The following is a 12,409-nucleotide window of genomic DNA, read 5'->3' on the forward strand; positions in this document are numbered from 1 at the left end:
ATGTGAGTATATCAAGCACAAAGACTGATAATACAAGAAAGAGATTTTTATCTACGTAGATTATTGCTGTTAGAAATGTTTATACAGTACTACAGTTCTGTTTTTTTCCGTACCAGAGTACGTGGATTTTGGGGTTGACTTATTCAAGAATGTGCCTATCCCTCAAGATATCGTTCAGGAGAACGAAAGCAGATGCGTACTGACTACGGATACCCAGATTTTGCTGCTTCAGCAACAGGAACACTTTTACCTGAGGAGAAGAATGACAGGGCGAAAAAAGGCACACTCACACTGATGGGTGTGACTGGTGTGTTGATGATAGCAGAGATGTCTGTCCACAATATATTGATGGGTGGATTTATGATTGCGTCTGCCGTCGTAATTGCCTTGCCGAAACAGTCACAAGCATTATTTACTAACTTCGATAAACTACAAAGGAAGTATGGAATTAATCTCTATGCAGTGTTATTTGCGCTGTTAGCAGTAATTTGCCTAATTGATTTTGCGGCGGCTCCAGCTAATGCTCAGTTCTTCAATAATGCTCAAACTTGGATGACCACCACTTTTGGTAATGCCGGCAATGGACAAACAGCAGCAGTTATCGCGCTTTTTTTCAATGTATTAAGAGCTTTATTCCTATTATATGTTGGGATCAGTCTAGTTCGGATTATTCAATCTGCCCGGAATGATGAAGACTGGCAGACGCTAGCAAGAACTCCATTAATCATAGTTATGGCAGTTTTTGTTGGAGATTTAATTACTGGTTTGATTGTTCAGGTTTAGTAAGAAAGCTTTTTAAGTTATCAGTTATTGATAAATACGTATTTGAATTAATAGCTGATAACTCTTGATTAAATTCAGTAAATATGTCAAATAAACATGATTTTCGGACAGTAAATCGGATTTTAGGAGAAAGACCAAGACTAGGGCCATTCCCTGCCGATCAAATATTTGCCTGGACATTAATAGCAGTAGTAAATGTATTTATCTTTAATTATCTACTGAAAACAAGTTGGTTAGGTACTAGCTTAAGTATTGCTTGGGGATGGGCAACATGGTGGACAATTTCTACAAATAAAGACTTTTTCGGTAAATTCGTCAGCGTCCCTCGAATTAGTAGGGGATATATGAGACATAAACCAATTCGCAATTCGCAATTCGCAATTCGCAATTTTGAAGATAATTAAATTTCAGTGATTGGTAAATTTATGCCAAATTCTTCTAAGAAAGTTAAAGATAAGTTAGGTAAAGTCGCATTAGAAAAAGAGCAGATTAGTGTTGTGAAAATGCTCACTCCCTTTGAAGATATTATCCATTTAGCGGGTATTTGCGACCTCAACTTAGGAGGTAGGCAGGGGGTAGGCGCATTAATTCTTAAAAAAGGTGAAAATATTCAAATTAAATTCTGCTTTGATTGTTTAGGGATTCATCCGAATTTAGAATCATCGCAAATGCTGCCTATCTTTGAGGGGATAGAAGCGGGGCTAAAAGAAATTCCCGAAGGGGAAAACTTAACAATACATTTAGGTTCTTTTACGTCTGATTATCACCGACAAGAAGAACTGTCCAAGCTAGAGAGTAATTGTCAGATTGACCAATTAAAATTGTTAATACGTAGTGAAAGATTAAGGACTAAAAAACTAACGGAAAGTGGAGCTAGGAAGAATAAGTTTTTGAGACTATGGTGTACTTACACTGTTATTGATGACGATGAACGGTCTAAGGATTTTATAGAATCTCTGATTAGAAAATTAGAAAAGGGCTGGTTTCGCTTTACAGGTGAAATTCACGCCCATAACAATACTAGAATTGAAAATATTCTGCAAAATTCATTTAACGATGGATTTTTACAGTGGTCAGCTATCCTGGGCAACAAGATGAAGTTGGGGATTAGGGTTTTAAGTGCTGAAGAAATTTGGTCAACAATTTGGCAACAGCTTAATTGCTCTACTCCTCCGGCAATCCCTAATCCATTAAAAATTGACCCAATAGATGGAATAGTAGAAACTCAGACGAGCGATTTTCACATCCGCCACCAGATGTTAGAGAATGAGGAGTCTGTGCCATTTTTCGATAGAAAATGGATAAAACTACAAAATAAATATATTGGGGCGCTCAACTTCAGCCAAAAGCCAGGGGGGTGGTATGACGAACAAGCCCAACTGCGATATCTATGGGAATTAATCTCTAGAGATAGTATTTATGATACCGAGGTTATTTGTCAGGTAACAAAGGCAAATCAAACTATCTCTAAAACAAATCTTCAACGCATTACCAAGCAATCAATTACCAGCACTTCTTTATCTACAGAGAAAGGAAATATTGATGTCAAGTCAGGCATGAATATTGAAGAAGCGGTAGAGGCGCAGAAGACAATATATAAAGGTAGTGTAGTAGTGCATACCGCAGTTGCTTTTCTCGTCCACCGCCCAACCCCACGGGAATTAGACGAAGCTTGCCGATATCTTGCCAGCTATTTCTTGCGTCCGGCGGTAGTTGACCGGGAGATTGAATACGCCTGGAAGCTATGGTTGCAGTGTTGCCCATTTGTTTGGGAGCCGTTGTTAACCAAGCCTTTTAACCGCCGACTGCCATATTTTAGTTCGGAAGCACCAGGGCTGATGCCATTGATTAGGACTGCTACAGGCGATCGCACTGGCTTTGAGTTAATTGCAGAAGAAGGCGGCACACCAGTACATTTAGACTTGTACCAAAACCACAAGAATTTGGCAGTCTTCGGCGCAACTCGTTCAGGTAAATCTGTGCTGGTGGCAGGTATTCTTACCCCAGCGCTAGCACAAGATATTCCGGTAGTGGCACTAGACTATCCCAAGCCAGATGGTACTTCTACATTCACCGACTACACAAATCTGCTGGGTGAAAATGGCGCATACTTTGACATCTCCAAAGAATCAAACAATCTTTTTGAACTTCCTGATTTACGCTCTCTGGATGCAGAACTGAGAAATGAGCGATTGAACGATTTTAAGGAATTTCTCAAATCAGTGCTGATGACAATGGTGATGGGGACGAGCATGATTGGTGTCAGCCCAACGATTACCACCAATATTGAGTCAATCATTGCTTTAGCTTTAAAAACATTTTTTAATGATGATGAAATTAAATCACGCTACAAGTCAGCAATACAAAATGGATTTGGGACTAAAGAATGGAACGAGACTCCGACACTCAAAGATTTTTATAATTTTTGTTCTCCAGCTTTCATACAATTAGATTCTATTGCTAGTAAGAGTCAAGAGATTTCCGAAGCCTTAGAGCAAATCAGGCTGAGAATAAATTATTGGTTGAGTACCAGAGTAGGACAATCAATCTCACGCCCATCCAGTTTTAGAACTAATGCCAAATTGTTAGTATTCGCTTTACGTAATTTATCGAGTGAAGCTGATGCTGCCATACTCGCTCTTAGTGCATACTCTGCGGCATTACGTCGTGCATTATCATCAAAAGCTTCGATCTTCTTCCTTGATGAAGCGCCAATCTTATTCCAATTTGATGCGATAGCTGAGTTAATTGGGCGATTGTGTGCCAATGGTGCGAAGTCTGGTATCCGCGTCATCATCTCTGCCCAAGAACCAGAGACTATATATCAGAGCGCATCTGCACAGAAGATATTTGCCAATATCACTACACGTTTAGTAGGCAGGATTCAATCATCAGCCGTTGACCCGTTTATTGTTCGCTTTAAATATCCTATTGAAATCATCAGGGTCAACAGTACAGAAGCTTTTTATCCAAAAAAGTCGGGGATTTACTCACAATGGTTGCTTGATGATAACGGCAAACTCACATTCTGTCGCTATTATCCTGCCTACTGTTTATTAGCCTCAGTTGCTAATAATCCAAACGAACAAGAATTACGCAGTTTGTTTCTCAAGCACTATCAAGATAATCCTCTACTTGGATTAGTCAAATTTAGTGAGGATTATATCAGAATGATTCGGGGGGAAGAGTTATCAGAATTAGCGAAGAATTTAGTTTCAAAATCACATACAAGACAGGTAGTTTAAATGAAAAAGCGGACAATTGGGGTAATACTTTCTGCTACAGTTGGCAGTTTCTTTATTGCTGCACCTAGCTATGGCATCAGCATCAACGATTTTTTTAGTTCTATCGTATTGGATCTTCAAGGAGAAGTTTCGGAAATTCAAGCATGGGCCAAGGGTGAGATTAACAGTGCTTGGGGTGACATCAAAGAAAATGCTAATGCGGCAATTGATAGTTCTATTGGACAATTGGGTGCGCCTGACCCAATTGCTTCGGCTGAACAATTGAAAAATACGCTTAAGGATGATTATTCTTATCCTGTCGCCCAAGAAAAAGCACAGAAGCTAGAGCGTGAACTGACGCTTGGTTCGATTGCCAGCGTGATTGGAAAAAAAGGACAGCAGCAAACTCAAGAGAAAATTGATACTACTGCACAAATCGCTCAACTTGCAAAAGATATTTCTGATGAAGCTCAGAACATGGATGCCTCTCAAAACGTTCTCAAAGCGATCGCGTCTCAGAACGGCTTAATTGTGTCAATGTTGGCACAGCAGCGTACTGATTCTTTATTAGCCCGACAGGACAATGCTTACTCTAACTTGATGCTAACGCAAGTAGCGGAGCATCTTGATTCCCAAAGGCAAAAGGAGAACTCCGAAGAAGATGGCAGATTGTCTCTAGTACATGAAGTCGTACTTAATGCACGGTTAAATGCGACATCTGCTAACGACTAAAGGTTTATCAAGAAAGGCAGAGGGCAGGAGGCTCAGTTGGCAGAAGGCAGAAGGGAATACTGCCTCCTTCCTCTGCCTGTGACCGTTCGTGCAGCGTCTCGTTCGCGCTAGCGTCTCCGAAGGAGAAGAGAAGGCGAACTTGCGGTATAAAACCCCACCGTCTATACGGTGATTACAATTGGTTGGGGTCTGAATCCCCAACGAAAAAGTTCCTTCTGCCTTCTTCAAGAAGAAGAATTCAGAACTCAGGAGCGGAGCAGGAGTTGCTCCGCCAAAGCGTCAGAATTGAGCATTAATTCTGTACGAGTGGTTGATAAATATTGGTCAAAAAAGGATATTAACTATGTACTATTTACTAGCCAAACTAGATGGTGGCGATTTAGCTGATTTAGCAAAAGAAAATTCAGCTTCAGTAGCGAAAGGATTTGACGAATTGTGGGTTAATACTCTTGATGGAGGCGTATACTGGGCAGTTTGTGACGTTGGTGCTTTATTCGCTATAGCAACACTAACTTTCTTTGTCGTTGAATGGACAAAAAAAATGATGGCGGGGGAAGAACAAAGAGCTTATACAGATTTTATTTGGCCGTTAATAGTAATTGTTTTGCTATCTAATAACGGAAAAGTTTTAGGTAATTCAACATTAGGAATTAGGAACTATATTAATAATGTAAACAATATAGTTCTTAGTAAGGCGGCGGCAGGAATTGATCTCAAGAAAGCATACGAAAGTGCATTAGGCACTGAAGCTGCACGTAGCGCTATCGGACTAGCTGTTAGTAAGTGCAAAAATTCATCCTTAAGTCAACAAGAGCAGATAAACTGTTTAACAAAAGCGAAGGAAGATTTAACGAAGACATATCCCGATAAATTTAATAAAAATAATGGGGTATTTTCTTGGTTTATCGATGCGATTGATGGCGCTATCGATTCTTACAAGGACGTAGCTCAAGGAAAAGCTACAGTTACAGATGTAATTATGTCTCCCATTAATGCCTTTGTCGGGTCGGCGATAACAGACGTAATTACTATCATTCTAGTCGGGATGAATGGGGCTTATCAATGGGGAATTGAACTGACTATGCTCGTAACAGCACTGCTGGGGCCTGTAGCTGTTGGTGGTTCTCTGCTACCTTACGGAGCTAAATCAATCTACAGTTGGTTAGTCGGATATTTCAGTATAGGTTTTGGCAAGCTCTGCTTCAATATCATTGTTGGCTTCGCTGGGCAATTAGTCGCTGATTCTAAATCTTATCAGCCAATGTTCTTCCTATTTACAATTGGTATAATTGCGCCATTCTTAGCTACAGGTTTAGCGGCTGGTGGTGGCATTTCTGTTTTAGTTCAAATTAATAAAGCTGCTGAAACTTATAGTTCAATTGCCATTGAGGTTGCTAAAGGTGTTGCTACTAAAGGTGGTAGTTTAGTCGGAAAATTAGCTAAATAAAACCTATGCTGAATCAAAAAAGTAAAACTCAACCCAGAGAACCATTACAACTACTTAGTTACAACAAATACGTGACAACTAGAGTAGGAATAATCTCTTTAGTTGGGTTTTCAATGGCGGGATTTTCCCTCTTATTACAATTTCTCAATTATGGGGCAATCAGCATACTAAATCAAAAGCAATTAGCCCTGGTACAATTATCATCAGGTGAGACGATTTCCGCTAGGGCAGTAGACCCTGGGGAACGCTCTGATGAAGTGATTAGAAAGTTTATTTCTGATACCTTCATTAAGATGTTTAATTGGGATGGGATAGTACAAGTTTTCAATGAAAAAGGCGAACCTATTACTAAACAAGATACTGGGGTAGAAGTAGGCAAGATTAATAATAAATCTAATAGTCGAGTCACAAGTAAAGCTTATGATGCTGCCTTTGCTTTGAGTGAAAATGGAGGATTTAGAGCCGCATTTCTGAAAAAATTAGCCTCAATTACTCCCACGGGCATATTCAATGGTGATACGCAAGTATCTTTAATCCCTAGATTTATTTCACAGCCACGGCAACTCAGAGATGGAAAATGGGAAATAGATTTTATTGGAACGCTGGTAACTTTTGAACGTAGTGATAATTCCGGCAAAGGGATTACTTTTAATAAAACCATTACACTTTCATCAATTTCTAATCCAGAGTATATCCCAGCTAATACTAGCGAATTAGCTAAGAAAATCTATGCCACCCGGAGAGCCGGATTAGAAATTACCGAAATTGTCGATTTAGATTTGGGCAAAAGAAAATGAGTAAAGAGAATAATAAAAATGGGTCTGTATCGACTTTAGAGGATTTGCTGAATCTAGATGATGCTAATAAAACTAATGGTAAAAAAGCACCAGAACCGGAAAGTTTATTAGTAGCGACTAAGCACACAATTGTCACTTCTCCTTGGTCAAGACTAGCAATAATTGCTGTCCCTTTTGGAGTTGGATTTTTAGCAATATTTTTGATGCTCAATGGTGTTTTCAATCCCGCACCAGCACCAAAGATTGCTCTGAAAACGCAGGAAATACCCACCACTGAACAAGCCCAAGAAAGTGATGAGGGAGACGGTGATGCGCGTGCAAAACTAGCTCTGTCGGATCAAGAAGATGAGTTAGGTCGCATTAACAAAAATAAATTTGACCAACCAGCGCCAGTACCAGTTTCAGTAAACCAAAAGGTCGTGCCATCTAGCCCACTATCTCCACAACCTGCGCCACGGACTGTTCAAAATACACAACCACGTCGCGTAACTCAGACTGCACCACAAGCGATTAGAACCTACACTCCGCCACCAACACGCACGAGTTTTTCTCCAAGACCCTCTATAAGAGCGCGGACACTCACGCCCCAAGATCCCCTTGAGCAATTGAACAAACTTCGTAGCATCGGTTCTTATGGCAAAATCGCCTACACCGAAACTAGCACCAGTAAACAATCTTCATTAGATCCATATCTTGCTCAAGCTCAAGCAATTCAAAATCAACCGAATGAACAAAATGAAGAAACAGATACAAATAATTTTGACCAAACCACGCCGCAAAACTCAAGCGAGTCGATTGAAAAGATCCGCCCCAGGTGGCAAGCGACTTCTAAAGTTAACAAGATTACTTTAGCTAACAATTATTTACCTCAAGAAAGCCAAATTCTCCAAGGTAAGCAAACTCGTTATTTGACAGTTGGCACTTTTGCTAGTGGTGTGATTGTTACCCCATTAGTTCAAACCACAGTTAATAATTCAGGGCAGACACAGACACAAACACTAACCTCTAATAACACTAAGTCTATTGCTAGACTGCAAGAGGATTTACGCGATAACTATGGGCAAGTGGCAATCCCTTCGGGTACTTTATTGACAGTCGAGTTAGCTTCAGTTGATGGCGGCAGTTACGCTGTCGCTTCTGTTCGGGGGATCATCAAAGATAATACAGAATATCCGATTTCTGCGGGTGCGATTTCCGTGACAGGGGAAGGTGGTAGACCCCTAATAGCTCGAAGATTTCAGGACAGGGGTGGCGAGATTGCCCGTAGTGACTTGTTTGGCGGTGCTGTGTCTGCATTAGGGAAGGTTGGGGAGATTATGAACCAACCGGATAGTGAAGAAGAAATTTCTGATGAATTCACAGGTAGGATTCGCAAACGTAGTACTGGCAATCAGCGCAATCTCACAGGTGCGTTAATGTCAGGTTTTTTTGGTCAAGTTAGCCAAAACATCAGCCAACGTAATCAACGTAATACTCAAGAAATTACTTCTCGCCCTAATACTTGGTTTATTCCACAGGGAACCAAAGTCACTTTTAATGTAAATCGTTCTTTGGAGTTGCCATGAAAAAGTTTTTGATTGGTATACCATTGGCTCTCGCATTTGCTTGTGTACCACTATCCACAATTGCCGCACCAGTCGTTCGCACCATCAAACAAACTCAAGCTAGTGGCCAAGGTGCAATTTTACAAACTATCAACGTTTGGAATGGTCACGGTGTAGCAATTTCATTTTACGAGCTTGGCGAAACTATCAAAAAAGTTTGCTTAGACGACCCATCGCAAATTCTGCTTGACACAGATGGTTGCTTAGAGGGACTGGAGGAGAATTGCTCTAATCCCGGTGCAGGGCTGATTCATCTGCGGCGGATATTGAGAGTAAACATTCCCGGAATACCGCAAACATCTACCACTTTGTTAACAGTAGTTACGCAGTCATCCTCTGGTGAACGCAAGACTTACAGTTTTCGACTAGCAACAAGTAATGGCACTCCTAAATATAGTCAAGTGGCGATCAAGGCTGATGTGGCACGAGAACAAACAACCCCAAAACCTCAATTGCAATCATTAGTTAAAACACAGCAAACAATTAACCAAATTCGAGGCGGTATTGTTGTCGCTATTAAAAGTGCATGGATAAATCAGCAAGATGAACTACACCAGCGCTTGCAAAAGTTAATCGGTTATTTACAAGCAGGTGATGACATTTCTACTGCTGCTAATAAGGCTTCTATCTCTCAAGAGTTAGTTAACAAATTAATTGCTTTGAGTAAGAGTTCTGATAATTTAACGCAAGGTAATGGCTTATGAAATCATCTTTACGACCCAATAAAAACGCCTTACGTTACTTCATTTTTTTGGGTTTAGTAGGTAGCTTATTGATTCATAGTTTCATAAGATATGGGCTATTGAATTCTTTTGTAGGCTTTTTGCTGCCCAAGGCTTCAGCACAAGTACCCGTTATCAATTCCCCTAATGGGTTGACTCCTGATTGGTCGCGTTTGAAATTCAGCGACATGATTATTTCTCTTAGTGGCAGTGTGACCTATCCTGGTTCAAGAGGTGGTACAGAAAGCAGAACCTGGACGGCAGGACAAAGCATTAGCGAGTTTATGGAACTAGGGGATTTTGAAACACCTCAATTAGCAATAGAAAATTTAAATCTCTCAACCATAGCTTCAGTACAAGGAATCAATTTAAGTGGGTTAACATTAGATGATTTTCAATTAACAAGATGGCAAACTTTACCATCTTTAACCGAAGCGATTCCTGGTTTAGGTAATAGGAATGTTACAAGTGTTAAACCTGTGAGCGATTTTTTGAGAAGATTTGGAATTACTGTGGGCACAATAGGTAACGCCAGCCAGAATTCTCGTTTACGTGACGTTCCATTAGGAAGAGTAATAAATTTAAAAAATTACTCACTAACATCTATTTTCGACATTCAAAACACATCTATTAATAGATTTGAGAATTGGCAAGACTCCAAAATTAACGGAGTACCTGGACTATCAACTTTGACATGGGATAATTTGCCAGGACTACGAACACTTGACCTTTCATTTGTTGCCAAAGTTGATCTGCCATTGGGAGATATTGAAGCTAACCGTACCCGTTCCATATCTGGTAGCTACCAAGATGGCTTTAATGTTCCCTGTCTACAAAATAATTGCGCTCATACGGAAATGTCAGGCATTGGTAAGACTACTGGAACACAGTGGATATCTGGGAAATTCCAAAAGGTTAATGGTGGATTTGGCATTTTAAAAGCTCTTAATGATGGTAAAGAGCCTACTGGTCGAAACCCCTTTGGCTCCAGCTTTAAGCAAGTTGTTTGGAATATTTATGAAGGCAGTGGAAAGGTGGAGACTACTATGTTCTTCCGTATTTGTAAAACCATCCCTTTCATTGGTCGCACTTGCAGTCCATACTTCATAGGGCCTGTACCTTTTATTGAGTACCAAGAGAAAGACCCCATCGTTCTTGGTCAACCAGAATAGGGTGTTGGGGGTAGGGTGTTGGGTGTAGGGAAGATGGTATTGGTGGAGGCAAGTGACCCACTGGTTATTGAGGCTAATTCTTCCCCTATACCCCACACCCTACACCCTGCCCCTTTGGGGCTTGGTCAACCTAATTCTCTACCTTAAAATGAGCAAATCTTTCAAAGTAAATAGCGCTAATCCTCAAGGATTTCGATTTGAGCAATTACAAAATCATAATGACGCAATTGGCAAATACACTCATCATTTATTTACCCCCAATAGGCTAACAGTTTTGTCTTTACTTGGTGCTTATATTTTGATGAGGGTATTTTTTGGCGATGGTAACAAGAAGAAAATTGCTACCTCTTATTGGGGTGGAGCTAAAGAAACTGCAACTGCTCAGAAAAAAGCCATCTTGCAAATCGTCAATCCCCAATGTGATAGTGCGGCACTTTACATTGGTAAGCATCAGGGAAAAGGTGGTGACACTACTTTCTATATCCCTGATGTGCAAAGAGGTACAGCAGTTATCGGCGCTCCCGGTAGTGGAAAAACATTCAGCGCCATTAACCCGATGATTTACTCGGCTATTGATCAGGGTTTTCCATGTATAGTTTATGACTTTAAGTACCCTTCTCAAGCGAAAGTTGCTGCCTACGCCAAATACAAGGGCTATAATGTCCACATCTTTGCACCGGGATTTCCTGAATCTGAAGTCTGCAATCCTTTAGATTTTCTCCGGGATAGTAGTGATGCCGAATCATCCCGACAAATTTCAACCGTCATCAATAAGAATTTTCGACTTCTGGGTAATTCAACTGAAGATGGGTTCTTTGGCCCATCGGGGGATCAGCTGACTCAGGCAATTCTAATGTTAGCTAAAGAGTTCGGTCAATTCGCAGATGTTATGACTTGCGCCGCGATACTTTCTAGCGAACTTATGGTCAAACGCCTGATGGCTGCTTCTCTCAATCCTTGGGTAAAAATTGCTTTTGGGCAACTGTTCAGTTCTGCTGCATCTGAAAAGACTGTTGCAGGCATTGTTGCTACCGCCAGTATTATGTTTACGCGATTCATGGCCAAAAACACACTAGGCTGCTTCATTGGAAAGACGACTTTACCTTTGGAAATTAAAGGAAAGCAGATGATTATTTTCGGGTTAGACAGAGAACGCCGAGATGCAGTAGGGCCTCTCATGACCAGCATTTTACACATGACCATCGCCCGTAACATTGCCAAAAAGCGACTTGATCCATTAATCGTTGCATTGGACGAATTACCTTCAATTTACTTACCTGATTTATATAGATGGCTGAATGAATCTCGTTCTGAGGGCTTTTGCGGTATTATCGGCTTTCAAAATATGGGGCAGCTTGAGAAGAACTACGGTAAAGATATCGCTAAGGCTATCCTTGGCGCTTGCAGCACTAAGTTTATATTTAATCCTGGTGAGAACGAGTCGGCGCAATTATTCTCCAACTTCTTAGGTGATGAAGAGATTAAGTACAAGCAAAAAAGCCGTTCTACTGGGGGTAAAAATAATAGCACTAGTATTAGTGAGCAAGAAAAAACTAGAAAGCTTTTTGAATCGGCTCAATTTCTGAAGTTAATTGCTGGTAAATGCGTTTTCATTAACCCTACTTATGCTAACAAAAAGGAAGGTTCAGTTCCACTTTTGAAAACTATTAAAATTTCTCAGACTCTGAAAAATATTGAGAAATACAATCAACTTAAATGGGCGATAATTGTTAGTTTACTAGCTAGGAGAAGTACGCAAAAATTTCCCTCTGGGCAGGATTTAGCTTTACGAGTTAGGCAAGTTGAGTTACGCTTTCCCATTCCCCAAACTCCTCAAGCTGTTTCTAATAATTCCGGCCTGACATCAAAAAATGTTGGCAGTATGGTTAATCAAGACCAAGTTCCTTCTGATATCGGGTTTTAATATT

The 12,409-nt window shown here is 40.5% G+C and carries 10 protein-coding genes; all 10 read left to right on the top strand.

The features are described from left to right. Nucleotides 1–192: 192 nt before the first annotated feature. The 10 genes from RM347_RS24965 to RM347_RS25010 all read left to right on the top strand — a co-directional run bounded on the left by RM347_RS24965 (nt 193) and on the right by RM347_RS25010 (nt 12,405). The gene (locus RM347_RS24965; RefSeq protein ID WP_322716414.1) at nt 193–783 is read left to right on the top strand and encodes a hypothetical protein; all 591 of its coding nucleotides are present in this window, start codon (nt 193–195) and stop codon (nt 781–783) included. A gap of 83 nt (nt 784–866) precedes the next feature. Then, nucleotides 867–1,187 (top strand): hypothetical protein, encoded by a 321-nt coding sequence (locus RM347_RS24970; protein WP_322716415.1) that lies wholly within the window; start codon nt 867–869, stop codon nt 1,185–1,187. Nucleotides 1,188–1,208: 21 nt separating this feature from the next. Beyond that, the gene (locus RM347_RS24975) at nt 1,209–4,028 is read left to right on the top strand and encodes a hypothetical protein (RefSeq protein WP_322716416.1); all 2,820 of its coding nucleotides are present in this window, start codon (nt 1,209–1,211) and stop codon (nt 4,026–4,028) included. Further along, on the top strand, nt 4,029–4,739 hold the full coding sequence (locus RM347_RS24980; protein WP_322716417.1) for a hypothetical protein: 711 nt from the start codon (nt 4,029–4,031) through the stop codon (nt 4,737–4,739). Nucleotides 4,740–5,082: 343 nt separating this feature from the next. Then, on the top strand, nt 5,083–6,186 hold the full coding sequence (locus tag RM347_RS24985) for a hypothetical protein (protein WP_322700072.1): 1,104 nt from the start codon (nt 5,083–5,085) through the stop codon (nt 6,184–6,186). 5 nt (nt 6,187–6,191) lie between these two features. Continuing rightward, nucleotides 6,192–6,983: a hypothetical protein gene (locus RM347_RS24990; protein WP_322716419.1), complete on the top strand. Its 792-nt coding sequence runs from the start codon at nt 6,192–6,194 to the stop codon at nt 6,981–6,983. Further along, nucleotides 6,980–8,548 (top strand): TrbI/VirB10 family protein, encoded by a 1,569-nt coding sequence (locus RM347_RS24995; RefSeq protein ID WP_322716420.1) that lies wholly within the window; start codon nt 6,980–6,982, stop codon nt 8,546–8,548. The genes RM347_RS24990 and RM347_RS24995 overlap by 4 nt, the downstream gene beginning before the upstream one ends. After that, the gene (locus RM347_RS25000; RefSeq protein WP_322716421.1) at nt 8,545–9,291 is read left to right on the top strand and encodes a hypothetical protein; all 747 of its coding nucleotides are present in this window, start codon (nt 8,545–8,547) and stop codon (nt 9,289–9,291) included. The genes RM347_RS24995 and RM347_RS25000 overlap by 4 nt, the downstream gene beginning before the upstream one ends. Beyond that, nucleotides 9,288–10,481, top strand: coding sequence for a hypothetical protein (locus RM347_RS25005; RefSeq protein WP_322716422.1), 1,194 nt, complete (start codon nt 9,288–9,290; stop codon nt 10,479–10,481). The genes RM347_RS25000 and RM347_RS25005 overlap by 4 nt, the downstream gene beginning before the upstream one ends. A 148-nt stretch (nt 10,482–10,629) precedes the next feature. Beyond that, nucleotides 10,630–12,405 carry a type IV secretory system conjugative DNA transfer family protein gene (locus RM347_RS25010; RefSeq protein ID WP_322716423.1) on the top strand — a complete coding sequence of 592 codons (1,776 nt, stop codon included), beginning with the start codon at nt 10,630–10,632 and terminating at the stop codon, nt 12,403–12,405. Nucleotides 12,406–12,409 lie beyond the last annotated feature (4 nt).

The sequence above is a fragment of the Nostoc sp. ChiQUE02 genome (assembly GCF_034531305.2).
Classification (GTDB): Bacteria; Cyanobacteriota; Cyanobacteriia; order Cyanobacteriales; family Nostocaceae; genus Nostoc.